Source organism: Paractinoplanes rishiriensis (genome assembly GCF_016862375.1).
In the GTDB taxonomy this organism is placed as follows: Bacteria; Actinomycetota; Actinomycetes; order Mycobacteriales; family Micromonosporaceae; genus Actinoplanes; species Actinoplanes rishiriensis.
On the sequence record NZ_BOMV01000023.1, the window covers coordinates 56,932 to 80,343 of the forward strand.

18 protein-coding genes are annotated in these 23,412 nt (G+C 73.6%); 8 read left to right on the top strand and 10 right to left on the bottom strand.

Annotation, left to right across the window (positions count from 1 at the left end):
- The first annotated feature begins 7 nt into the window (after positions 1-7).
- The gene (gene cydB / locus Ari01nite_RS12515) at positions 8-988 is read left to right on the top strand and encodes a cytochrome d ubiquinol oxidase subunit II (RefSeq protein ID WP_203781356.1); all 981 of its coding nucleotides are present in this window, start codon (positions 8-10) and stop codon (positions 986-988) included.
- Entirely contained in the window at positions 985-4,395 is a 3,411-nt protein-coding gene (cydC, locus tag Ari01nite_RS50865; protein ID WP_203781357.1) for a thiol reductant ABC exporter subunit CydC, read from the top strand. The genes cydB and cydC overlap by 4 nt, the downstream gene beginning before the upstream one ends.
- A 7-nt stretch (positions 4,396-4,402) precedes the next feature.
- Here cydC and Ari01nite_RS12525 read toward each other — a convergent pair whose 3' ends face one another.
- Both Ari01nite_RS12525 and Ari01nite_RS12530 read right to left on the bottom strand, forming a co-directional pair.
- Positions 4,403-4,906, bottom strand: coding sequence for a hypothetical protein (locus tag Ari01nite_RS12525; RefSeq protein ID WP_203781358.1), 504 nt, complete (start codon positions 4,904-4,906; stop codon positions 4,403-4,405).
- On the bottom strand, positions 4,906-5,340 hold the full coding sequence (locus tag Ari01nite_RS12530; RefSeq protein WP_203781359.1) for a hypothetical protein: 435 nt from the start codon (positions 5,338-5,340) through the stop codon (positions 4,906-4,908). The genes Ari01nite_RS12525 and Ari01nite_RS12530 overlap by 1 nt, the downstream gene beginning before the upstream one ends.
- Before the next feature lie 209 nt (positions 5,341-5,549).
- Here Ari01nite_RS12530 and Ari01nite_RS12535 point away from each other — a divergent pair, with 209 nt between their 5' ends.
- Positions 5,550-6,176: a CG0192-related protein gene (locus Ari01nite_RS12535; RefSeq protein ID WP_203781360.1), complete on the top strand. Its 627-nt coding sequence runs from the start codon at positions 5,550-5,552 to the stop codon at positions 6,174-6,176.
- Here Ari01nite_RS12535 and Ari01nite_RS12540 read toward each other — a convergent pair.
- The 3 genes from Ari01nite_RS12540 to Ari01nite_RS12550 all read right to left on the bottom strand — a co-directional run bounded on the left by Ari01nite_RS12540 (position 6,169) and on the right by Ari01nite_RS12550 (position 10,501).
- Positions 6,169-7,119 (bottom strand): TIGR03557 family F420-dependent LLM class oxidoreductase, encoded by a 951-nt coding sequence (locus tag Ari01nite_RS12540; RefSeq protein WP_203781361.1) that lies wholly within the window; start codon positions 7,117-7,119, stop codon positions 6,169-6,171. The two genes, Ari01nite_RS12535 and Ari01nite_RS12540, sit on opposite strands and share 8 nt — an antisense overlap.
- Positions 7,120-7,238: 119 nt before the next feature.
- The gene (locus Ari01nite_RS12545) at positions 7,239-8,939 is read right to left on the bottom strand and encodes an ABC transporter ATP-binding protein (RefSeq protein ID WP_203781362.1); all 1,701 of its coding nucleotides are present in this window, start codon (positions 8,937-8,939) and stop codon (positions 7,239-7,241) included.
- A complete protein-coding gene (locus Ari01nite_RS12550; protein ID WP_203781412.1) occupies positions 8,936-10,501 on the bottom strand; it encodes an ABC transporter transmembrane domain-containing protein in 1,566 nt (521 codons plus the stop codon). Before Ari01nite_RS12550 ends, Ari01nite_RS12545 begins: the two co-directional genes overlap by 4 nt.
- Positions 10,502-10,664: 163 nt before the next feature.
- On the opposite strand from Ari01nite_RS12550, the gene folP reads away from it, so the two are divergent.
- Positions 10,665-11,462: a dihydropteroate synthase gene (folP, locus tag Ari01nite_RS12555; protein WP_203781363.1), complete on the top strand. Its 798-nt coding sequence runs from the start codon at positions 10,665-10,667 to the stop codon at positions 11,460-11,462.
- On the opposite strand, the gene Ari01nite_RS12560 is transcribed toward folP, so the two are convergent.
- Positions 11,463-12,008 (bottom strand): TetR/AcrR family transcriptional regulator, encoded by a 546-nt coding sequence (locus Ari01nite_RS12560; protein WP_203781364.1) that lies wholly within the window; start codon positions 12,006-12,008, stop codon positions 11,463-11,465. It lies immediately after the preceding gene.
- Positions 12,009-12,083: 75 nt separating this feature from the next.
- Between Ari01nite_RS12560 and Ari01nite_RS12565 the strand changes: the two genes are divergently transcribed.
- Positions 12,084-13,502, top strand: coding sequence for a DHA2 family efflux MFS transporter permease subunit (locus Ari01nite_RS12565; protein ID WP_203781365.1), 1,419 nt, complete (start codon positions 12,084-12,086; stop codon positions 13,500-13,502).
- 59 nt (positions 13,503-13,561) lie between these two features.
- Here the strand turns inward: Ari01nite_RS12565 and Ari01nite_RS12570 are convergent, their stop codons facing one another.
- Genes Ari01nite_RS12570 through Ari01nite_RS12580 form a run of 3 tightly spaced genes read right to left on the bottom strand, consistent with a single transcriptional unit; the run spans position 13,562 to position 18,142 of the window.
- Entirely contained in the window at positions 13,562-15,397 is a 1,836-nt protein-coding gene (locus Ari01nite_RS12570; protein WP_203781366.1) for a phenylacetate--CoA ligase family protein, read from the bottom strand.
- A gap of 4 nt (positions 15,398-15,401) precedes the next feature.
- Positions 15,402-15,812: a hypothetical protein gene (locus tag Ari01nite_RS12575; RefSeq protein WP_203781367.1), complete on the bottom strand. Its 411-nt coding sequence runs from the start codon at positions 15,810-15,812 to the stop codon at positions 15,402-15,404.
- Positions 15,812-18,142, bottom strand: coding sequence for a TIR domain-containing protein (locus tag Ari01nite_RS12580; RefSeq protein WP_203781368.1), 2,331 nt, complete (start codon positions 18,140-18,142; stop codon positions 15,812-15,814). The genes Ari01nite_RS12575 and Ari01nite_RS12580 overlap by 1 nt, the downstream gene beginning before the upstream one ends.
- Positions 18,143-18,206: 64 nt before the next feature.
- Between Ari01nite_RS12580 and Ari01nite_RS12585 the strand changes: the two genes are divergently transcribed.
- The 3 genes from Ari01nite_RS12585 to Ari01nite_RS12595 all read left to right on the top strand — a co-directional run bounded on the left by Ari01nite_RS12585 (position 18,207) and on the right by Ari01nite_RS12595 (position 21,607).
- Entirely contained in the window at positions 18,207-19,088 is an 882-nt protein-coding gene (locus tag Ari01nite_RS12585) for a UbiA prenyltransferase family protein (protein ID WP_203781369.1), read from the top strand.
- A 463-nt stretch (positions 19,089-19,551) separates the two neighbouring features.
- A complete protein-coding gene (locus Ari01nite_RS12590; protein WP_203781370.1) occupies positions 19,552-20,172 on the top strand; it encodes a maleylpyruvate isomerase family mycothiol-dependent enzyme in 621 nt (206 codons plus the stop codon).
- Positions 20,173-20,230: 58 nt separating this feature from the next.
- Positions 20,231-21,607, top strand: a complete 1,377-nt coding sequence (locus tag Ari01nite_RS12595) for a serine/threonine-protein kinase (protein ID WP_203781371.1) — start codon at positions 20,231-20,233, stop codon at positions 21,605-21,607.
- A gap of 4 nt (positions 21,608-21,611) precedes the next feature.
- Here Ari01nite_RS12595 and Ari01nite_RS12600 read toward each other — a convergent pair whose 3' ends face one another.
- Complete coding sequence (locus Ari01nite_RS12600) at positions 21,612-23,408, bottom strand: LamG domain-containing protein (protein WP_239162697.1); 1,797 nt, start codon at positions 23,406-23,408, stop codon at positions 21,612-21,614.
- Between the last annotated feature and the right edge of the window lie 4 nt (positions 23,409-23,412).

Sequence of the window (23,412 nt, forward strand, 5' to 3'; positions counted from 1 at the left end):
GCACCCGATGGTCACGTTCTGGTTCGCCGTCGTCGTACTCGCCTGGGTGTTGTTCTTCGTTCTGGAAGGTTTTGACTTCGGGGTCGGGGTGCTCGCCCCGCTGCTCGGCCGCGACGACCACGAACGCGGCGCCGCCATCCGCACGATCGGCCCGTTCTGGGACGGCAACGAGGTCTGGCTGGTGGCCGCGGTCGGCGTCACCTTCGCCGCCTTCCCCGCCTGGTACGCGGCGCTGCTGTCCGGGCTCTACCTCCCGATGGCCGCGCTGCTGCTGATGCTGGCGATCCGCGGCGTGGCCCTGGAGTTCCGCGGCAAGGGCGACGGCGTTTCCTGGCGCCGCCGCTGCGACCTGGCCCTGTCGGCGTCGTCGGCCGCCATCGTGCTGCTCTGGGGCGCTCTGCTGGCGGTGTTCGTACGCGGCCTCGCGCTGGGTCCCGACGGCGCGGTCCAGGGCGACGGCCTGTCCCGCAGCCTCACCCCGCTGCTCACGCCGGCCGCCGCCCTCGGCGCGCTGGCCGCCTTCTTTGCCGCGGTGCTGCTCGGCGCAACCTTCCTCAGCCTGCGCACGAGCGGCCCGGTCCGCCGCCGGGCCCGTCACCTGGCGCGGTGGCTGGGCGCCGGCGGCGCGGCCGGCCTGGTGCTCGCCGGCATCGGAACCGGTTCGCGGGTGGTCCTGGCCGTGGCGGTGCTGGCCTTCGCGACCGGCCTGCTGTCCCGCTACGGCCGGGAGGCGCTGGCGTTCGCGGTCACCGCGGCCGGGGTGACCACCGGCGTGGTGGCCGTCTTCACCGCCAACGGCCGGGTCGTCCTGCCCAGCACCCTGGACCCGGCGTGGTCGCTGACCATGCACAACGCGGCCGCGACGCCCGGTGCGCTGACGCTGATCACGTACGCCGGGGTGCTCATCCTGCCCGGCGTGCTCGTCTACCAGGCGTACTCCTACTTCGTCTTCCGGCGCCGGGTGGCCAGCGAGCGGGTGCCCACGTGACCCGCCCGGTCGATCCCCGGCTGCTGCGGCACGCCCGGACCAGCCGCGCCGGCATCGCCGCGCTGGCGCTGACCGGCGCCGGCCAGGCCACGGCCACTCTGGCGGTGGCGGTCGCGCTGAGCGTCCTGGTCGGCGACGGCTCCGGGTGGGCGTTGGGGCTGCTCCTGGCGGCGGCCGTGGTCCGCGCCGCGCTGGCCTGGACCGAACAGGTGGTCGCCCGCCGCACCGCCGCCCGCGTCACCGACGAGCTCCGCCGGTCGCTGCTGCGCGCCCTCCCCCGCCGCGGCCCCGCCTGGGTGGCGAACTTCGGCCCCGGCCGCCTGACCACGGTGCTCACCACCGGCCTGGACGCCCTGCGCCCGTGGTTCGGCGGCTACCTGCCGTCGCTGGTCCTAGGCGTGCTGCTGCCGCCACTGGTAGTGCTGGCGATGGCGGTGGTGGACCCGGCGTCGGCCCTGATCACCCTGCTGACGCTGCCGCTGATCCCGGTGCTGGGCGCCCTGATCGGCTGGGCGACCGAGGCGAGCGCCCGGCGGCGCTGGCAGGCGGACGCGAGGTTGGCCGGCCACTTCCTGGACGTGGTGCAGGGCTTGCCGACGCTGCGCATCTTCGGCCGGGCGTCCCGGCAGACCGCCGTCGTGGCCGACCTGACCGACCAGCACCGCTCGGCGACGCTGCGGGTCCTGCGGGTGGCGTTCCTGTCGTCGACGGCCCTGGACCTGGTGGGGACGCTGTCGGTCGGCCTGATCGCGGTGGAGGCCGGCCTGCGGGTCGCGGCGGGCACCATGTCGCTGGCTCCCGCCCTGCTGGTGATCCTGCTGGCCCCGGAGGCGTACCGGCCACTGCGCGAGATGGCGGCCCGCTACCACGCGTCAACGGCCGCGGCGGCCGCCATCGCGGACGTGGACGAGATCCTGCAGCCGGCGGCAAGCGGCTTTGCCGCCCCGGTCGAAGGGCCCGGCGTCGTCGTGGCCGGCCTGCGGGCCCGGTATCCGGAAGCGACCACCGATGCGCTCGCCCTGCCCGCCCTGACGGTCCGCCCCGGCGAGATCGTCGCGTTGCGCGGCCCGTCCGGCGCCGGCAAGACCACGGCGCTGCGGGTGCTGTCCGGCCTGCACCCCGCCGCGGCCGGCACCTTCACGGCAGGCCACCCGCTCTATCTGCCCCAGCGCCCCACCCTGCCACACGCCCGAACCGTCGCCGACGCCTTCGAGCCCGGCACCCCGGCCACCGAGATCACCGCGGCGCTGGCAGCGCTCGACATCGACCTGCCCGCCACCACGCCCCTCGGCGAACACGGCACCGGCATCTCCGCCGGCCAACGACAGCGCCTGGCCCTGGCCGCCCTGCTCCACCGCGCCACCCGGACCCCGGCCACCCTCCTCCTCGACGAACCCACCGCCCACCTGGACCCCACCACCGAACGCCGCGTCATCACCCACTTGCGCGCCGCGGCCCAGGCGGGTTCCGCAATCCTGGTGGTGGCCCACCGCCCGGCCTTGCTGGCAGCCGCCGACCGCGCGGTAACCCTCCATCCGCCCCGGCACGCCAGCCCACCGCGCCACACCGAGCAACCAACCCAGCCGCCGCCTCCCGCCCCTCCCTCCGCGCCGCCAACCCACACCCCACTCCCGACCGGGCCGCCAACCCCCACCCCTCCTCCACATCCCACCGCGCCGCCGCCGTCCGGCATTTCACCGCCCCAATCCCACGATATTTCGGATATGTCAGGCGAAACGGCCGCGCGTGACGCCCCCGCCCCGCAACGGTGGTCGGCGTGGCGGCGCCCCTGGGCCGCCGTCCTACTCGGGAGCGCCTCCAACCTCGCCGCCCTCCTCCTCACCGGTGCCGCTGCCTGGCTGCTGGTCCGTGCCGCCTCGATGCCCCCGGTACTCACGCTCTCCGCGGCGGTCGTCCTGGTCCGGGGCAGCGCCGTCGCTCGCCCCCTGCTGCGCTACCTCGAAAGGCTCCTGGCGCACGACGTGGCGTTCGCGAATCTGGGCAGGCGCCGGTCCGGGGTCTACGCGGCCCTGATCCCGCGCCTGCCCGGCCCTCACCTCCGCCGTCGCGGCGACCTGCTCACCCGGATAGTCGACGACGTGGACGCCAAGATCGACGGCCTGCTCCGCGGGCTGCTCCCGGTCCTGGCCGCGGCCACCACGCTGATCGTGACCGCCACGGTCGCCGTCTGGATCGCGCCGGCGACCGCACTGCCGCTGACCGCCGGGCTGCTGATCACCGCCGTCCTGGCACCCGCCATGGCCGCACGGCAGGCCGCCCGCGAGGACGCCGGAACCGCCACGGCCCGGGCTCGCCTGCGCGACGCCATGGTGGAGACCGTCGCCGGCCTCGAGGAACTCCCCGGCACCGAGGTCCCCGAACGCCGCAGCCGAACCCTCGCCCGCCTCGAATCCCGGGCCGCGCACGCCGCGGGCCGGGCCGCCGCGCTGGCGCACCTGGGGTGGGGCGTGGCCGTGGCGGGCACCGCTTACGCCCTCCAGCAGGCCGCCGTTCTGACCCCGGAATGGACGGCCGTGGTGCTGCTGGCCGTGGTAGCCCTGGGCGAACCAGCCCTCACCCTTCCCGACGCCGCCGTAGCCCGCCGCCGAGCCGCCGGCGCCGCCCACCGCATCGCCGCCCTCACCACCGAGCCGCCGGCCGTGGGGTTCCCGTCGACGTCCCACAACCCAAAGACAGACCTGGGGACGATTTCGGTACGCGGCCTGAGCGCCGGCTGGGATCCGGCGCGCCCGCCGGTGCTGCGCGATCTCGACCTCGACCTGCCGGCCGGCTCCCGGGTCGCGGTGGTCGGTCGTTCCGGTTCCGGCAAGTCCACCCTGGGCGCCGTCCTGGCCCGGCTGCTCGACCCGCGCGCCGGCCACCTCACCGCGGGCGGCCGGGACCTGCGATCGTTCCCCGAGACCGCGGTCCGTGGCCGCATCGTCCTGGTGGGCGACGACACCGGCCACATTTTCGCCTCGACCGTACGGGAAAACCTCCGCCTGGCCCGCCCCACCGCCACCGACCCCGAACTCCGCGCTGCGCTGGCCCGGGTGCGTCTGGACGGCTGGCTGGCCGGTCTCCCGTACGGCCTCAACTCCTGGCTCGGCACCGGCGGAAGCACCATGTCGGGTGGTCAGGCCCGCCGCTTCGCCACCGCGCGCGCCCTGCTGGCCGACCCCGAACTGCTGATACTCGACGAGCCGACCGAGGGCCTCGACGCCCCGACCGCCGAGGCGCTGATGGCCGACCTGCTGACCGCCACCACCGGCCGCACCGTGCTGCTGCTAACCCACCGCACCGAGGGCCTGGACCGCGTGGACCGCACCCTGCACCTGACCGCCGGCCGCCTGCAAACATGCACGCCCGCAACAATGCAGCCGGCGCGAGCCGGCGCGGCCCAATGAGCCGACTTCAGCCCAACCCTCCACAAACCCGGTCCATCGTGGCGATCAGTTCCGCATCGGAGACGGCCGGCGGCACCACCCGAGCGGACCGCAACCGACCCGCCTCCTCCCCGTGCGAAGCCACCGCCGCCGCCAGCTCCGCCGCCAACGCCGCCACCTCCCAGACCGCCCGCACCAGCCCCACCCGCTCCTCCGCCCGCAGGTAATCCACCTGCCGGGAGCTGGCACACTCCCCCAGTTCCCGCCGCCGGGGCACCACGATCGGCACCCCGCTCAACCTCTGCACCAGCCGCACCGTGCCGCCCGCGTGCGTGATCACCAGGTCGGCGTCCGCCAACCGCCGCTGCATCTCGTCCAGCGGCACGAAGCCGTCGTGCGGGCAGGGCGGCACCACCGAGGACGAGCCGGTCTGCACGAAAATGTCGTGGTATGCGCACAGCGGGGCGATCGCCGACACCAGGCGGTCGAACGGCCGCATGGTCATGCCGACCGTGACCAGAATGCGCGCCATCAGTACAGCTCGCCGACCAGCACCGCGCCGGAATACGCAGAGAGCCGCGACGGCCGCTGCACCAGCACGGTGTGGGCCAGCCGGGCGCACAGCCGGGCCGAGCCGCGCACGTCCGTCGTCTGCGGCAGCGTCTCCAGCCAGACCGTGCGCACTCCCAGCAGGCGTCCGGCCAGGAAGTAGCGCAGCGCCAGTCCCCGCCCGGCCGAGACGATCACGTCGGGGCGGAGCGCCCGGACGGTCCCCCACACCGCGCGGGGACCGGCGGGTTCGGACTGCCAGACCACCCGCTGATCGGCCAGCGCGACGACCGTGTCGGCGGCCCGCACCGCGACCCACGCGGTCGAGTGCCGCCGCCACCAGGGGCGCAGCGCCAGCAGATCCAGCAGGACCCCGCCGCTGGACGAGACGAGGAGCACGCGTAACGGCCGGCTCATGGCCATCGACGCTAGCCGGGCGCCGACCTGCGGGTATCCACTGTGGAGCGAATCATGGCCCGGCCGTTCAGGCGATAGCCTGCAAACATGCGCAACGGTGGATGGGTGCGGCGCCCCGGGCAATAAATCGATAAGCGTAAATGTGCTCAAGACCACCAGCGGACCAAGGGTAGTCGTCCCGCACCGGTGCGTATCGCTAGAGTCCGCCCATGGCGACTATCCACCAGGCCACGCTCACCCCTACCAAACTGGAGCTGCTGGAGGGTTGGTTGCCCACCCGCCCGTGGTACCCCGGCGCCAAGCAGCCGCCGGACCTGGACCGGCTCGGCGCGTGCCGGTTCGACGACCCGGACGGCGAGGTGGGCATCGAGATGCTGGTGGTGCGCGCCACGGACGGCCCGCTGCTGCACGTCCCGCTCACCTACCGCGGCGCGCCGCTGGACGAGGCCGACTACTACCTGATCGGCACGCTCGAGCACTCGGTCCTGGGCACCCGGTGGGTCTATGACGCGGTCGGCGACCCGGTCTACCTGGCCTGCCTGGCCACCGCTATCAACACCGGTGGCACCGAGGCCGAGGAGTACATCGAGGGTGACGCCGGCCCGCAGCGCCGCGACCCGCTCATGTCGGTGCGCGGCACCGGCTGGGCCGAGGCGCCGAAGCCGACCGGCCAGCTGGTGCGCGTGCAGGACGGTGACCCGGCGGTCGCGGTCACCACGACCGCCCGCATCGAGGTCCGCCGGGTGCTCACCGCGGAGCCGGCCGCCGGCCCGCTCGCGCTCACCGGCACCTGGCCGGACCAGCCGACACCGGTGATCCTGGCGGTGCTCAGCTGACCGCCCCGCGGATCTCCTTGGTGTAGAAGTCGAAGAACCCGTCCGGGTCGGGCCCGCAGTTCATCAGCACGATGTGGTCGTAACCGGCCGCCACGTGCGTACGGATCGCCTCCAGGTACGGCTGCGGCTCCGGCCCGACGACGAACTTGTCCGCCACGTCCTCGGGCCGCACGGTCGCCGCCGCGGCCTCGAAGTTGACCGGATTGGGCAGCTCCGCCATCACCTTCCAGCCGGTCACCGCCCACCGCGTCGTCCGGTGTGCCTCGCGGACAGCGTCCTCGGCCGAGGGCGCCCAGGCCACCGGGATCTCGGCATATTTCGGCCCGGACCCGCCGGCCGCCTCGAACGTCTCGACCAGGTCGGCCCGCGGTTCGGTGGCGAACAGCCCGGATCCGTGCGTCGCGGCCAGTTCCGCCGCCTGCTTCCCGCCGGCCGCCACCGCGATGGCCGGCAGCTTCGGCGGCAGATCGAACACCCGCGCGTCCTCCAGCCGCAGGTAAGTGCCCTCGTACGACTGATAACCGCCCTGCCACAGAAGGTTGATGATGTCCAGCGCCTCGGCCAGGCGCGCCTGGCGCTCGCGTACGGCCGGAAAGCCCTGACCCACCACATGCTCGTTGAGCCGCTCGCCCGAGCCGACACCCAGCGTGAAGCGGTCATCGGAGATGATCGCGAGCGTCGCCGCGGCCTGCGCGATGATCGCCGGGTGGTACCGCACGCTCGGGCAGGTCACGCCGGTCGCCAGCCGCAGCCGCTCGGTGCGGGCCGCAATGGCGCCGAGGACCGACCAGGCGAACGGAGAGTGACCCTGCACGTCCAGCCACGGATGGTAGTGATCACTGATCTCGACGAAGTCGAACCCGGCCTGCTCGGCCCGCACGCCCTGCCGGATCAGCTCCTTGGGCCCGAACGCCTCCGCCGCCAGCTTGTACCCGATCTGCATGAGTTTGCGGTTCCCGCGACAACCCCCGACAAACCTTTGGAGTAACGCGCGACCACTGAAAGCCGGGCGGCGGCCCGTGCACGCCTGCTCGACCAGAGCCAGGCCGCGGCCGAAACCGGTCAGGTGTGCCAGCGGCGCCACAGCGCCGCATACGGGCCGTCCCGCACCACCAGCTCGTCATGCGTGCCGAGCTCGACGATCCGGCCGGCGTCCATCACGGCCACCCGGTCGGCGTCGTGCGCGGTCTGCAACCGGTGCGCGATCGCGATCACCGTCCGCTCGTGCAGCACCGCGGCCAGCGCCCGCTCGGCGGCCCGGGCCGTCCGCGGGTCGAGCAGCGCGGTCGCCTCGTCCAGGATCACCGTGTGCGGGTCGGCCAGGATCACCCGGGCCAGCGCCAGCTGCTGGGCCTGGGCACCGTCGAGCGGATCCTCGCCCAGATCCCGGTCCAGGTCGCCGGCCCAGTCGGCACCGACGGTCCGCAGCGCCGCCCGCAGTTCCGGGTCCGGCGCCGCGCTCATCAGGTTGTCCCGCAACGACATCCGGAACACGTGGTGCTCCTGGGTGACCAGCACGACGTGCCGGCGCAGCTCGTCCGGCGGCAGGTCGGCCACCGGCACACCGCCGACCGTGACCGTCCCGGCGCGCGGCCGGTCCACCCCCGCGAGCAGCCGCCCCAGCGTCGTCTTGCCGGCTCCCGACAGCCCGACCACGGCGAGCCGCTCCCCCGGCCGCACCTCGAGATCGACGCCGCGCAGCACGTCGGGCCCGCCCGCGTACGCGTACCGCACGTCCGACACCACGATCCGCTCGTCCACCGGCCGGCCCGGGTCGCACACCTCGGGCCGCGGTACCGCCGCGATCCCCTCGACCCGCGCGAACGAGGCCGCGCTGGCCTGCAACGACTCCACCCAGACCAGGATCGTGTTCATCGGCCCGTCCAGCTGCCGAAGATAGAACACCGTCGCCACCACCGCCCCCAGCGACAGCGCGCCTTCGAAATACAGCAACCCGCCGACGAACAGCGCCACCGCGACCGGCGCGCCGTACGACGCCTCGGCCACCGGGAACAGCACGTTACGCAGGAACAGCGTGCGCAGCCGGGTGAGCCGCCCCTGCTCCACCGCGGCCCCGCCGGAGTCCAGCCGCCGCGCCGCCAGCCCGAGCGCCTCCACGGTCCGGGCACCCTCGACGGTCGCCCCCAACTCGTCGGCGATCAGCGAGTTGGCCTCCCCCTCGGCCAGGTAGGCGGGCCGGCCGCGGCGCAGGTACCAGCGCAGCGCCACCCCGATCCCGGCCAGCGCGAGCAGGCCCGCGCCACCCGCAACGGGTGCCACCAAGACCACCGCCACCAGCAGAAACACCACTCGCAGGCTGGCGATGAACACCTGCGGCAGCGCGTAGCTCATGGTGCTCGCGATCGCGCTCACGTCGCCGGTACCGCGCGCCGCCAGGTCGCCGGCCGGGACCCGCTCGGCCACCGACGCCGGCAGGTCGAGCACCCGGTCGACGAACTCCTCCCGGATCCGCCCCGCGGTCCGCTCCCCGAACCGCAGCGCCGACCGCAACGCGAACCGGGTGAACAGCACCTCGGCCACCGTGGCCGCGACGATTCCCAGCGCCAGCACGTCGGTGTGCGGCCCACCGGCCGCAATCCCGTCCACGATCCGCCCCAGCAGCCAGGGCGCCGCCAGCCCGGCCCCGGTAGCCAGCACGTTGAGCCCCACGATCACCCCGACCGCCGGCTTCTCCGCGCGCAGCAGCCGCCGATAGGCCTCGCGCACCTCCCCCGGCCCCGCGACCGGCAGCACCCCGCTCACGTGCGGCGCGAGACGAGCGCGCGGTATCCCGGCTCGTCCGTCAGCAGAGACCGGTGCGTGCCGCTGGCCACCACCCGGCCGTCGTGCAGGTAATGCACCACGTCCGCGCGGTCCAGCAGCACCGGCGACGTCGTCGCGATCAGGGTCGCCCGGCCGCGCCGCGCCGAGGTCAGCCGCTCCGCGATCGCCGCCTCGGTGTGCGCGTCCACCGCCGACGTGGGTTCCACCGCCAGCAGCATCTCGGGGTCCTGATAGAGGGCCCGCGCCAGCCGCACCCGCTGCCGCTGGCCGCCCGACAGGTTGCGCCCGCCGGCCGTCACCTCGGCCGCCACGTCATGTGCCACCGCCACGTCCAGCGCGTGCCGGACGGCGTCCTCGTCCAGCACCGACCGGCCCGCCACCACCTCGGCGAGCGGCCCGGGAAACAGGTGCGCCTCGTTGTCCGCCACCAGGATCCGGTCCCGGATCGCGGCCTTGGCGATCTCGTCGAGCCGGTCGCCGTTCCAGGTGGCGTCCGTGTTTCCGTACCGCCCCAGCCGGTCGACCACCGCGGCCGCGCCGGCACCGGCCACCGCCGTGATCAGTCCCGGCTCGACGGTCACCCCGGACGAGGGGTCGTGCAGCGAGGCCGGCCCGGTCGGCGCGTCCCGGCCGTGCAACGGCTCCGGTGTGACCGCGAGCAGGTTGGTCACCCGGCGCGCGGCGACCAGCGCCCGGCTGGCGTCGTTGCCCGTGTCGATCAGGATCCGCACCGGCAGCACCAGCGCCGCCGCGTACCCGAAAACCGCCGTGAGCTCACCGATCGTGATCTCGCCGCGGACGGCCTGGTGCGCGGCCAGCCAGGTGACCACGCCGAGGAACAGCGCGGGTATCCCGGTGCCGGAGGCGTGCACCCAGCTGGCCGCGCCGGCCAGCCGGTTGCCGGACGCGCACACCTCGGCGGAGCCCCGCCGGTAGCGGGCGGCGTGCGCGTCCTTGCCGCCGAGCCCGTTGAGCAGCCGCAGGCCACCGACGACGTCGACCAACTGGCCGTTGAGCTCGCCGGCGTGCCCGCGATACCGGTCGCCGGCCCGCTGCATCGAGCCGAGCAGCGGCCCCACCACCAGCGCGATCACCGGCGCGCCGGCCAACACCACGGTGGCCAGCAGCGGCGAGATCCGCACCAGGAGCACGGCTACCACCCCGTACCCGATCAGTGCTCCGACCCCGGGCCCGGTGACGGTGAGGCCGCGCGCGATCACCCACACGTCGCCGACGCCGATCGTCACCACCTCGCCGGCGGTGATCCGCCGGGGCAGCGCCGCGCCCAGTTCGACGGTGCGGCTCAGCACCAGCCGGATGGTGCGGTAGCCGGCGTCCAGCCGGATCTTGGTCATGGTGCGGTGCCGGAAGAGGCCGAGCACCGCGTTCACCCCGGCGATACCGAGCAGCAGCGCGGCCCAGCCGGCCAGCGCGCGCCGGTCGTGGGCCCGGAGTCCCTCGTCGACGGCCGCGCCGATGATGTACGGGGCGGAGACGAAACTGAGCATCGAGGTGGTGCCGAGCAGGGTGCCGAGCAGGATGCGCGGCCATTGCCGGACGACCAGCCAGAGCAGGTAGCGGGCCGGTCCGCGGTTCACCAGATCCCCCTCGAGCAGCCTGTTACCCTCCCGAACCGTGGGCGAACAAAACGCTACAAGAGTCGTCGGTGGGCGCAAATTCGATTTCTCGCGCCGGGTCGCCGTGATGGCGATCGTCAACCGGACTCCCGATTCGTTCCACGACCGGGGCAGCACGTACGCCCTGGACCGGGCCCTGGCGGCGGTCGCCGCGGCGGCCGAGGCCGGTGCCGACTGGATCGACGTCGGCGGCGTGCCGTTCGCGCCCGGCCCGGAGGTCACCGCGGCCGAGGAGATCGACCGGGTGCTGCCGGTGGTCGAAAAGGCGCGCGACCTGGCCGTGGTCTCGGTCGACACGTTCCGGCCCGAGGTGGCCCGCGAGGTGATCCGGGCCGGCGCCGGAGTCATCAACGACACGTCCGGCCTGCGTGACCCGGCGATGGCCGACGCGGTGGCCGGCACCGGCGCCCAGCTGGTGATCACACACAGCCTGGCACCGCCGCGCACGCTGTGGCCGAGCCCGCGCTACGACGACGTGACCGCCGAGGTGGCGGCGTTCCTGCGGGAGCGGGTGGCGCTGGCGCTCGAACGCGGGGTGCGGCCCGATCAGATCATCGTCGACCCCGGCCCCGACCTCAACAAGAACACTCTGCACACGCTGGAGCTGACCCGGCGGCTCGACGAGATCGCCGCGATCGGATACCCGCTGCTGGCCGCCACCAGCAACAAAGACTTCATCGGCGAGACCCTGGACGCCGCGCAGCACGACCGGCTGGCCGGCACGCTGGCCACCGTGGTGTTCTGGGTGCTGCGCGGGGCCCGGATCGTCCGGGTGCACGACGTGCGGGCCGTGGTCGACGCGGTGCGGATGACCGAGGCGATGCTGGGCTGGCGACCGCCCGCGTACACCCGGCACAACGTCTGATCAGTGTTTCTCGAACGCCGACAGCATGCTCTGGATCCAGGGCGTCGGCGGTACCGGGTCGGGCCCGATCACCCGCATCGCGCCCAGGCAGGTGAGCAGCATCCCGACCGCGAAGAAGTCGCGCAGTTCCTCGGCTGAGGCCCCGGTCAGCTCGCCCACGGTCTGATAGATCCGGCCGAAGCAGGCCCGCACCGGTTCGCCGATGGCCTCCTCGGCGCTGGCCGTGAAGCCGTGCAGCAGCAGGGTGATCAGCTCCCGCTCGGCGAGCAGTTCGTCGTACGCGTGACCCAGGCTGGTCAGCGACGCCTCGCGCTCGGCCGCCTGCCGGAACGTCTGCTCGATCCGGCCGCTGGCGTGGTTGACCGCGGCAATGAAGAGCTCCTGCTTGGTGCGGAAGATCCGGATCACGTACGGCTGGGAGACGCCGGCCAGGCGGGCGACCTGATCGGTCGTGGTGCCGGCATAACCGCCGTGGCTGAACGCGGTGACGGCGGCGGCCACGAGTTGTTCGTGGCGTTCCTCAGCGGTGAGGCGGGTGCGGGTCATGGTTGACAGGTTATCAGTCAATAACTAACGTACGGCTCATGGTTATCAGTCGATAACAACTAGGGGAGCAGACCTGTGACCGCAACCGCCGTCAAGCCGCCGCCCGCCGCGGGGCGCACCCGCCCGCTCGGCGCGGTGCTGGCCGCCGTGGGCATCCCGACCTTCATGGTCACGCTGGACAACCTGGTGGTGAGCACCGCGCTGCCGGTGATCCGCACCGACCTGGGCGCGTCGCTGGCCGACCTCCAGTGGTTCGTGAACGCGTACACGCTGCCGTTCGCCGCCTTCCTGCTGACCGCCGCCGCGCTCGGCGACCGGATCGGCCGCCGCCGGATGTTCCTGGCCGGTCTCGTGGTCTTCACCCTGGCCTCGGCCGCCGCCGCGCTGGCCGCCGAGCCGTGGCAGCTGACCGCGGCCCGCGCGGCGCAGGGCCTGGGCGGTGCCGCCGTCGCACCACTCGCGCTCACGCTGCTGGCCCAGGCCGTACCCGATCACCTGCGGACGGCCGCGGTCGGAGCCTGGGGCGGCATCAGCGGCCTGGGCGTGGCGGTCGGCCCGGTGGTCGGCGGCGCCGTGGTCGAGGGCCTGGACTGGCACTGGATCTTCTGGCTGAACGTCCCGATCGGCGTGGTGGCCATCGCCCTGGCCGCCACCGTGCTGGACGAGTCCCGCGGTGGCGCCCGCCGGCTCGACCCGCTCGGCCTGCTGCTCTCCGCGTCCGGCATGCTCCTGCTGGTCTGGGGCGTGGTGGACGGTCCCGACCACGGCTGGACGTCGGCCCGGGTGGTGACCATGCTGACCGTGGGTGCCGTCCTGATGGTCGCGTTCGTGGCCTGGCAGGCCCGCAACCGCACCCCGATGCTGCCGCTGTCGCTGTTCCGCTCGCGCGGTTTCACCCTGGTCAACATCGTCACGCTGACCTTCTCGGCCGGCACCTTCGGCGCGGTGTTCCTGCTGGCCCAGTTCTTCCAGGTGGTGCAGGGCCTGAGCCCGCTGGAGAGCGGCCTGCGCACGCTGCCGTGGACGATGGCCCCGATGGTGGTGGCCCCGCTGGCCGGCATCTTCGGCGACCGCATCGGCCAGCGCAACCTGATCCTGGCCGGCCAGATCCTGCTGGCCGCCGCGATCGCCTGGATGGCGCTGGCCACCACCACCGGCGTCGCCTACGGCGACCTGGCGATCGCCTTCGCGATGGCCGGTGTGGGCATGGGCCTGACCTTCGCCCCGATCAGCACGATGGCTCTGGCCAGCGTCTCCGAACAGCAGCGCGGCGTAGCCTCCGGCGCCAACAACACCCTCCGCGAACTCGGCGTCGCCGCGGGCGTGGCGGTGCTGGCCTCGGTCTTCAGCGAGAACGGCGGCTACACCTCCGGCCAGTCCTTCGTGGACGGCCTGGTCCCGGCGATCCTGGTCGGCGCCGCCATCGTGGGAGCGGGCGCGGTGGTCGCGTTCTGGCTGCCTCGCCGCGGCGCGACCGCGCCAAGCCCGCGCTGAACCCACCCGCGCTGAATCCACCCGCGCTGAACCCACCCGCGCAGGGCCCGCCCGGCCGCTCAGGCCGCGCGCAGGCCCGTGATCAGCCAGTCCACGACGCCGAGGGCCGCTTCCAGATAGCGGCGGCCCGCCGCGACATCCGCCGGTGGCGGGCGGTGTTCCCGGGCCACCTCGGCCGCCGCCCGCACCGCCGGCAGGCCCGGCACTCCCCAGTGCTGGGCCTCGTCGAGCACCCGGGCGGCGCCGGTCTCCCGGCCACCCGTGCGCAGGGCCTGGTAGCGCAGCGCGTCCACCGCGAACTTCGTGGCCATCCATGCCTCGCGCAGCACGTCCGCGCCCGGCGGGTTCGGGTCGGTGATGCGGGTCCACAGCACCGCGCGGGCGTTCTGCGCCCACATCCGGGCCTCGGCGGCGGCGGCCTCCGGTGCCGGGAAGTCGATCGGGCAGTCCGCGCCGAGCACCACCCGGCGTTCGGCGCACAGCCGGGCCGCGATCAGCGGCGAGTCGGCCAGGTCGGCGGCGGTGGTCACGTTCACCCGCAGGGTCGGCAGGCCCTCGTGCAACTGCCGGGCCAGGCTGCGCCAGCGCGGCGCCGAGGGGTCGGCCGCCACCAGCACGGTCAGGTCGATGTCGCTGAACCGGGAGGTCACCGCGGGGTCCAGCGACGAACCGGTGAGGCTGGCCCAGAGCACCCCGGGCACCTCTGCCAGCCGCTCCCGCAGCCACCCGGTCACCTCGTCGGTCGCGAGCACGGCCGGCGGCTGGAACGGGCGGGGCACGACCGGCGCTGTCTCGTCCAGGCTGTCGAGGCGGTGCAGGCGCACCGGCACCGGACGCCCGAGCACCCGGCGCACGGCCGCGACCAGTACCGCACCCTCGGCGGCCGGCAGCGGCCCGGCCGCCGCGTATTCCACCACCGCGCCGTCGTCGCCGCCGGTCACCCGTACGGCATCCACCTCGAGCGCCGCGGTCAGCTTCTCGAACTCCACCCGGTTGACCGGCCGGCCGGCGATGCCGATCGTCACGTTGCCCGGCCGGGTCGAGGTCAGGCGCAGCAGCGGCTCGCCGCACCCGCACCCGGGCTCCGCCCACTCGCCGCGGTCGCCGGTGCGGTAGCGGATCAGCGGCATGGCCCGGTTTAGCAGCGGTGTCACCAGGATGTCGCCGTCCACCACCTCGACCGCGACGCTGCCGGTCGGGTGGTATCCGCCGGTCTCCGGGCAGGACGTCGCCGCGGTACCGGCCTCGGCGAGCGTGTAGGTCGCCAAGACCCGGGTGGTGAGTCCGGCCGCCGCGGCCTGCCGGATCTCCGGGCCGACCGTCTCGCCGGAGAGCACCACGGCCAGCGGCGAGGGCGCCGGACCGCCGATCCCCCGCAGCCGGTCGAGCAGCAGCGCGAGTACGGATGGCATGGCCGTGACGACCTGGCCGTCGAGCCGGCTCAGCGCTGCGCGGAAGTCGGCGTCGGGCAACTGCCAGAGCCGGCTGAGGTTCCACTTCGCCAGCACCGCACCCGGATACCAGGGCGACGGCACGGCCACCGAGGATGCCGACCGGTGCAGGGTCAGGTGCAGCACGTCGCGTTCGTCCCAGGCCGTCTCCGGGCCGAGCGTCCGGTCCAGCAGTTCGGCCAGCTCGCCCAGTTCCTGTCGCTGCGCCGACGGGTCGAGCACGACGGACAGCGGTTCGCCGGTGGTGCCGGTGGTGCGGATCCGCTTCCAGGTGCGCGGGTCACCCTCGGTGGACCACAGCCGGGCGGCCGCGACGCGGATCTCCGGGCGGGTCAGGATCGGCACGCGCGTCAGGTCGAACGGCGGTTCCGGGATCCGGTCCTGATAGAACGGCACGGCGCGGCGGGCATCGGCGAGCAGCCCGGTCAGTTCATCGTTGACCACGTGTTCAGCCCGCGGACATGTCCGGGAATTCGGCGTCCACGCCGGCCATGTACCGGTCCAGGTCGGCGACGTCGTGTCCGGTCGTCACCCAGAACGACCGCAACTCCTCCTCCGAGTCGCGCATGGCCTGGCCCGACTCGTAGAACCACTTGTAGCGCTGCCGCTCCCGCCGGTACCGGAACATTGCCCGGAGCCGGTCGAGCTCGGCCGGCACACCGCCGTCCTGTTGCCACCCCTCGGTCAGCGCCGCGGGCATGGCGTTGCTCCGGTCGTCCCACTGGCGGATCGCGCCGGCCAGCAGGAAGGCGGTCTGATCGCTGAGCGCGGCGGGCAACACCTCCAGCACGGCGCGGACCAGCCGCTCCGGAAGGTCCCGATCCCGCAACAGCCGCTCCATCGGGTGCTTTTTCGCCATCACGATCCTCCCGTCCGTCGGTAGCCCAGCGCCGGTACCCGGCGGCTGATGCGGTCGGCCATCGCCTCCAGAATCACCGTGATCGACGTGTCCGGAGTGGCGATCCGGGCGCCGCGCAGCGCCGTCTCGCGCGCCTCGGCCAGCCGGTCCTGGCTCTCCAGCACGACGGTCAGGTTGAGCAGCGTACGGGCTAGCTCCGGACGGAAGTCACCCGCCTCCAGTTCCTCGATGACGCGGCGTAGCCGCCGCTCAGCCACCTCGGCTCCGTCCAGGTGCGACTCGCACACGGCCAGACTGGACTCGATCTCCAGACGCTGCTTGGTGTCGCCGATCTCCTCGGCGATCGCGAGCGCCTCCCGGTAGGGCGGCGCGGCCAGCGCGTAGTCGTGACGGCCCAGGTGCAGGTGGCCGAGGAGCTTGAAAACAATCAGGAGACCGTACGCGTTGTCGTTGGCCCGGTGCAGTTCGAGTGCCTCGGTCAGGTCGGCCTGCGCCGCCTCGGCATCGCGCTCCAGGTGGTTGAGGAAACCCCGGTGGCTCAGATATTCGGCACGGCGCTGCGGCGCGGACCGGTCGATGACGCCGGCCACCTCGTGCAGGGTCTCCCAGGCGCCGGAGAAGTCGCGGCTCTGCGAGAGCTTGCGGATCAGCCGCAACCGGTAGTCGATCCGGTCGCCGGTGACGCCGGCCCGGTCGGCCGCGGTCACCCGCAGGCGCAGCAACAGCAGGTACTCCTTCCAGCGGCCGTGCAGGTTGAGCCGTTCCAGCAGCGGCTCGGTGCACAGGCCGGTGACCGATTCCCAGTCCTCATCGGCCGCGGCCCGGGCCACGACCGCCGCGTAGACCACGGCCAGGACGTCGGCGGAGCAGCCGGGGTCGGCGGCCGCCGCGGCGAGCGCGGCCCGCACCTCGGCGACCGCACCGGCGCGCTCGTCCGGATGCGTACGGTCAATGGCGTCAGCGACGAGGGCCGGAACCTCCACGGTGTCCGCAACCAGATGCACCAGGCAGCGATCGACCAGCCGGGCCAGCGACTCGCCGAACGTCGCGGGCAGCGGCACCGCCGCGGCCAGCAGGCCGGCCACCGGCGCACCGGCCACCACGTCGGCGAGCGCGAGCATCCGCAGGTCGTCCGGGTCGAGCCCGGCCACCAGTCCCGCGGCCAGGTCGGGCGGCGCGGCCCGGGCCAGCGAGGCGGCCAGCAGGCTGGCCGGGGTGGTGCGGGCCAGGCCGAGCAGGGCCCGCAACGAGATCGGGTACGAGAGAAGCGCGGGCCGGATCTCCCGGGCCAGCCGGTCCGGCTCCAGATCGAGCCGGAACAGCCGCGCGTAATGCTCGATGAAAGCGACGCTCTCGGCCTCGCTCAACGGCGGCACGGCGACCGCGTGCAACGGCAGAACCGGCTCGGGCCGCCGGTCCGCCGTGATCACCACGGTCGCCCGGCAGCCGCCCGCGAGCTGCTCCAGCACGGCCGCCGCCCAGTCACCGGGCGCCAGCCGCAGCCCGTCGAGCACCAGCACCACGTCCCGGCTCGCGTACTCGGCGATCCGGTCCCGCAGCAGGTCGAGCAGCGGCCCCTTGTCGGTGCCCGGGGCCAGAAAGCCGAGCGCCCAGGTGCTGTCGGCCGCGGACGTCGGCGCGGCCGGCACGGCGACCACCTCCCGGCCGTCCTCGGCGACCAGTTCCTCGACGACGTGGCAGGCCGCCACGGTCTTGCCCATCCCCGCGAGCCCGTGCAGCACGATCGGCATCGGCGCCGCCCGGTACGCGTCGAGCGCCTCGTCGACGACCCGCGACCGCCGCCAGGTGATCGTCTCGACGCCGAGCGCCGGCCGGATCTTCGGCCCTTCGGTCGCGACCGGCATACCGTGGCCGGGCGCCTCGGCCGTGGCCGCCGCACCGCGTCCCGGCGCCTCGCCGCGGATGCCGGCCAGCAGCCGCCGCATACCTTCCGGATCGTCGGCCGTCTCAAAGGTGCACGCCGTGTACCGCCGCAGGAACCGGGGCAGGTTCTCCGGTTTCGGCTCGGTGCCCGGCAGGAACACCGGGATCACCCGGTAGCCCCGGCTGCTGACCCGCTCCTCGATGGCGCTGCGCAGTTCCTCGTTCTGCCACGGCCCGAGCCCCTGCGGCCCGATCAGCACGGCACACACGGTGCTGCGCCCGAGCGCCGACTCGAGCCCCTCCTGCCAGGCGTCCCCCGGCACCAGCTCCCACCGGTCCAGGAAGGGCTTCACCCTCGCGGCCACCAGCTGGTCGGCGATCCGCTCGACCGCCGCCGCGTCACTGCGCCGATAGCTGAGGAACACGTCGTACGAAGTGGACGCCACTCACCGGATGCTACCGCCGGGACCTCTCAGGGCGGACACAGCGATCACCGCCGATGATGGTCGAATGACGGCGGTGCGGGAACGACCCACGGCTCTGCTGGTGCTGGTATCGAGACCCTGGTTCTGGCCGGTGTCCTGGGTGCCGGCCTATCTGGGCACGGTCCTGGCCGGCCACGCCTGGCTGCCGGCCCCGGAAGACCTGCCCAGAGCGCTGGCCGCGCTGCTGGTGCTGGGCCCGCTGATCTGGGGCGCGGTGCTGGCCCAGAACGACCTGCACGACCTGCGCAGCGACCGGGCCAACCCGCGCAAGGCCACCGCCCCGCTGGTCACCGGCGCCGTAACCGAACAGCGGCTGCGCGTCTGGTACCGCGCCATCGCGGCGGCCGCCATCCTGGTAGCCCTCTTCGTCGGCCCGCTGTTCGTCCTGGGCGTGGCGGGCGTGCTGCTGCTCGGCTGGGCCTACAGCGTGCCGCCGCTGCGCCTGAAGACCCGCCCCGGCTGGGACGTAGCGGTGAACGCCCTGGTGGTAGGCGTGGTGTCCCCCGCCGCCGGCTGGGCGATCACCCGGCCGCCGTGGGAGTTCCCGTGGCAGTTCGGCCTGATCGGCCTGCTGTTCGCCGCCGCCCTCTACGTCCCCACCACGGTCACCGACCTGGCCGCCGACACGGGCGCCGGCGACACCACGTTCGCGGTCCGCTTCGGCGCGCGGCCGGCCTGGTGGCTAGGCGTGGCCCTGTGGTCGGCCGCCCTGGCGATCGCCCTGCTGTGCGCCTGGTCAGACACGGTGGTGCCCCGCTCGACGTTCGTACCCCAGCTGTTCACCGTCCCGGTCCTGATTGCCGGATATGCCCTGCTGACCCGCAACCCGAGCATCCCGAAAATGGCCGCGGTGTCAGTCCTGTTCGGCATCCCGACGGTGGGTTTCGCCCTCGCCTACATAGGCTGACCGCCACCGCGACCGCCCGCCGCCACCGACCGCCGCGCACTAGCGGCCATATAACGGGAGGGCTCCCACATCGTGGATGCCCTCCCATTGGATAGATTTCGCGTCTCACATTCCGAGATTCTCACCTCCACAAAGCGCGCATTTAGGGCGCCACGCGGCGGTCATGTGGAATCCGCGTCGGTGGATGATGCGAAATCGACGAGTTTGACCCGGCTTGGTGGCGGGACGTTGCAACGGCCCTTCCGTCGGAATGGGGCGGGGCGGGAGCGGGCGGCGGCTTTCGGCGTGGGCCCGCCCGGCGGGCGCGGGCGGGGCGGTAGTGGCTACGGCCCGGGCGCTGCACCGTCGGCGGGCCGCCGCTGCTGGTGGGGGCCCTTCGCGCGTATCTCCGATTAGTTCTTGGGGTTGTCTTCGTATTTACCTCGGGCGTGCCGAGACGCGGGGCGCGGAAGTGAGGTCGGGGATGGCTGACGAGGTTCGGGCTGCGGTGGTGGCTGAGCGGACGGAGCTGGTGCAGATGCTGGCGGGGCTGACGCCGGAGCAGTGGGCGGCACCCTCACTGTGTGCGGGGTGGCGGGTTCGGGAGGTCGTGGCGCACATCACGATGCCCTATCGGATGGGGCTGCCTCAGTTCCTCGGCGGGATGGTTCGAGCCAGGGGGAACTTCAACCGGATGGCGGACCGGGTGGCTCGGCGGGACACCGGGCGGTTCAGTGATGCGGAGTTGCTCGGGTCGCTGCGGGACAACGTGGCGCATCAGTGGCAGCCGCCGGGGGGTGGGCCGGTGGGGGCGCTGTCGCACGATCTCATTCACGGGCTGGACATCTCGGTGGCGCTCGGGGTGGCGCGGCGGCCGCCGGTGGAGCGGGTCGGGATGATTCTGGCGGCGGCGGACGGCAGGAACCTGCGGTACTTCGGGGTGGATCTGTCGGGGGTGCGGCTGGAGGCCACTGACCTGGACTTCCGGATGGGGGCGGGGGCTCCGCTGCGCGGCGCCGCGCAGGATCTGCTGCTCATCGTCTGCGGGCGGCGGGTGCCGGCTTCCCGATTGGAGGGTACGGCGGCCGGGCGGTTCACCGGCTGAGCAGGGGCCCGGCTGAACTGGGGCGTAGTGCGGGCGCCCGATGGGTAGTGGGGTAGCCATGCCACACCCTGGAGAAGTACTCGGCGACCGCTACCGGCTGGACGACCGGATCGCGGCCGGCGGCATGGGCGAGGTCTGGCAGGCCACCGACACCGTGCTCGGCCGCGACGTCGCGGTGAAGACGTTGCACGCGGAGAGGGCCGGCGATCCGGGCTTCCAGACCCGGTTCAAGCATGAGGCGCGGGCCATGGCGGTCCTGCACCACCCGGGCGTGGCCGACGTGTACGACTACGGGCAGAGCGGCCCGGACGCGTACATCGTGATGGCGCACGTCCAGGGTGAGGCGCTCAACCACCGGATCGCCGAGCGTGGCCGGCTCACCCCGGCCGAGACCATGTCGATCGTGGCGCAGGCCGGACGGGCGCTGGAGGCCGCGCACCAGGCCGGCATCGTGCACCGGGACGTGAAGCCGGGCAACCTGATCATCCAGCCGGACGGGACCGTGGTGCTGGTCGACTTCGGGGTGGCCCGGTCATCCGAGTCGGCGGCCCTGACCGGCGCCAAGGAGGTGGTCGGGACCGCCCTCTACATCGCGCCCGAGCAGGTGTCCAAGGAGACCACCGGGCCGTCGGCCGACATCTACGCGCTGGGCTGCGTCGCCTACCACTGCCTGACCGGGCACCCGCCGTTCCTCGGCGAAAGCCCGATCATGGTGGCGTTGCAGCACGTCCAGGACGAGCCGCCGGTGCTGCCGGACGACGTGCCACCGGCGGTGCGCACCCTGGTGATGACCGCGATGGCCAAGGATCCGGCGGAACGCTTCTCGTCCGCGGCCGTGATGGCCGCCGCGGCGGAGAACGCCATGACCACGGTCGGTGACACGACCGCGATCCTCGCCACGGTGCCGGCCCGAGCGCCGTCGCCCGGCACCGGTACGTCGGTGCTGCCCGCCATCGAGACCTTCGACGGCGGCGGCCGCAAACGGAAACTGCTGCTCGCCACGCTGGCGATGGCGATCCTCGCTACCGGCTTCGCGGTGCTGTTCCTGGCCAACCCGGGCGGCATCTTCCCGGGCGGCGAGCCGGCCGAGTCGGCCACCCTGCCGCCCAGCGCCGGGGCGTCCGTGAAGCCCACCTCGACCGGCCAGCAGCGGCGGACCGAGGAGAACAACGAACGCCGCGGCACGCCCGCGGCCACCCCGAGCCGCTCGCCCAGCCCGGCGGCGCCGCAGACCGCGACCCAGGCGACCACCCCGCCGGACGACGACGCGACGACCGCCACCACGGAGCCCGAGCAGACGCAGACCACCACCCAGGCCCCCGCCCCCACCGAGCCCACCACGGGCGGCGAGGACCAGGGTGAGGACAACAGCGGGCCCGGTGGCGGCGGCGGTGAGGAGGAGCCGGCCGACGTCGCGGCGACGCCGGCCGGCTGACCCCTCAGCCGATACTCACCCAGGCGTCGTCCAGGCTGCCGTGGAACTGGTCGTTGTCCACGCCCACGCCCTTGCCACCCAGGCTGAACGGCTGCGCCGACTCGACCGACAGCCCCTCCGGGATCGCCACGCTCGCCTGGATCTGGTCGTCCACCAGGATCGACAGCGTCGGCCCGGTGCGCCGGCACTCGATGGTGTGCCAGGTGCCGTCGGCGATCGACTGCCGGCTGCGCGCGATGTGCACCGTGGTGTCGGTCTTGCCGCTGATCCCGCAACTGGGCTTGCCGGACACCCCGTCGACCTGGAGCTTGTACTGCCCGCCGCCGTTCGCGTAGCCCTTCTGCAGGACGTTCTCGCCACCGCCCGCCTCGGCCGCGGTGAGCAGCACGGCCGCACCGTAGCGCAGCGGCCGCGACCCCGGGTTCAGGTCGGGCGAGTCGGCCGCCTGGAGCACCAGCCGCGGACAGGTGGCGCCGGTGCACTTGCCCGGGAACGTGATGGCCTGCCCGTTCCCACGCTTGGCAAAGGTGATCTTCCCGCCGTTGCGGACGACCGCGCGCAGCAGGTTGCCGCGCCCCGAGCCGTCGTCGAAGGTGCCGTCCGCGACGGTGGTGTCGAAGTTGTACGCGGCGACCTGCCCGGCGGCCTCCTTTTTCTCCACGAAGGAACGAGCGCCGGTGAACGACACATACCGCTTGCGGGTCACGCCGCCGACCGTGGTGAAGTCGCCGACCGCGCTGATCGCCCCGAGGGTCGCGCTGGTCGCCAGCTGACGGGTGCCGGCCACGCCGTTGGCCTGCGGCGACCAGTCGAGCAGGTTGCCCTGGCTGTCGATGGCGGCCAGCTTGCCGCGCACCACCGAACCGTCGGTGCAGACGCCCTTGATCCCGTTGTTCGTGGTGGTGCACGCCTTGTCGAAGTGGCCGCCCACGTAGGTGATGCCGGCCAGCACCGCGATCGCCTGGGCGTCGCCGTCGAAGACCCGGGTCCAGCGGGTGGCGCCGGCCGGGGTGTACGCGACCGCGCGACCGCCGAGCCCGCCGAGCGCCGCATAGACCCCGGTCTGGTCGGCGGTCAGCGCGAACACCTGGGACACCGGCTTGGCCACGAAGCCCCGGTCGAGCACGCCGGTGGCCGGGTCGACCGCGGTGAGCCGCAGCGTCGAGCTGACCCCGTTGGTGCGGTGGAACCGGCCGCCCAGGTAGATCCGGTTGTTCGCGGCGGCCAGCGCGTTCACGGTGTCGTCCGTGGTCGGCGCCCACGGGTCGAGGGCCCCGGTGGCCAGCGTGAACGCGGCCAGATTGGAGCGCGGCACGCCGTCCACCGCGGTGATCCGGCCGCCCACGTAGAGCCGGCCCTGGTGGGCCACCAGCGCGTTGGGCTGACCGAGCACGGTGTGCCGCAGCGGGGTGAGCTTCGCGTCGGCGGCGCCGAGGCCGGCCACCGCGTCCCGGGGTTCGCCGTTGACCGCGTCGAAGTCGCCGGCCGCGTACACCACGTCGCCGTCCACCGCCAGCGCGCGCACGTTGGCGTCGGCGCTCGGGTTCCAGGGCAGCAGCGCGCCGGTGCGGGCGTCGAAGGCGGCGAGGCGGGTGCGGGCCACCGCCTTACTGCCGGTCGCGGCCACGCTGGTGAAGTTGCCGCCGACGTAGACGGTGTCGCCGCGGTAGGCGACCGCGTACACCGGGCCGTTGAACGACGGGGAGGCCACCGGGTCGGGCGAGACCACCTCGGCGAGGGCGGCGCCACCGGCCGCGACCACAACCGTGGCTACCCCGACGATCAGGGTCCGGCGGACCACCGAT

What these genes read in the sequence shown, in the direction of transcription:
- Ari01nite_RS12530 (WP_203781359.1), bottom strand. Translation starts at nt 5,340, where the DNA reads ATGAGCCGGCCGTTACGCGTGCTCCTCGTCTCGTCCAGCGGCGGGGTC.
- Ari01nite_RS12595 (WP_203781371.1), top strand. Translation starts at nt 20,231, where the DNA reads ATGCCACACCCTGGAGAAGTACTCGGCGACCGCTACCGGCTGGACGAC.
- Ari01nite_RS12560 (WP_203781364.1), bottom strand. Translation starts at nt 12,008, where the DNA reads ATGACCCGCACCCGCCTCACCGCTGAGGAACGCCACGAACAACTCGTG.
- Ari01nite_RS12585 (WP_203781369.1), top strand. Translation starts at nt 18,207, where the DNA reads ATGACGGCGGTGCGGGAACGACCCACGGCTCTGCTGGTGCTGGTATCG.
- Ari01nite_RS12590 (WP_203781370.1), top strand. Translation starts at nt 19,552, where the DNA reads ATGGCTGACGAGGTTCGGGCTGCGGTGGTGGCTGAGCGGACGGAGCTG.
- Ari01nite_RS12535 (WP_203781360.1), top strand. Translation starts at nt 5,550, where the DNA reads ATGGCGACTATCCACCAGGCCACGCTCACCCCTACCAAACTGGAGCTG.
- folP (WP_203781363.1), top strand. Translation starts at nt 10,665, where the DNA reads ATGGCGATCGTCAACCGGACTCCCGATTCGTTCCACGACCGGGGCAGC.
- Ari01nite_RS12575 (WP_203781367.1), bottom strand. Translation starts at nt 15,812, where the DNA reads ATGGCGAAAAAGCACCCGATGGAGCGGCTGTTGCGGGATCGGGACCTT.
- Ari01nite_RS12540 (WP_203781361.1), bottom strand. Translation starts at nt 7,119, where the DNA reads ATGCAGATCGGGTACAAGCTGGCGGCGGAGGCGTTCGGGCCCAAGGAG.
- Ari01nite_RS12525 (WP_203781358.1), bottom strand. Translation starts at nt 4,906, where the DNA reads ATGGCGCGCATTCTGGTCACGGTCGGCATGACCATGCGGCCGTTCGAC.
- cydB (WP_203781356.1), top strand. Translation starts at nt 8, where the DNA reads ATGGTCACGTTCTGGTTCGCCGTCGTCGTACTCGCCTGGGTGTTGTTC.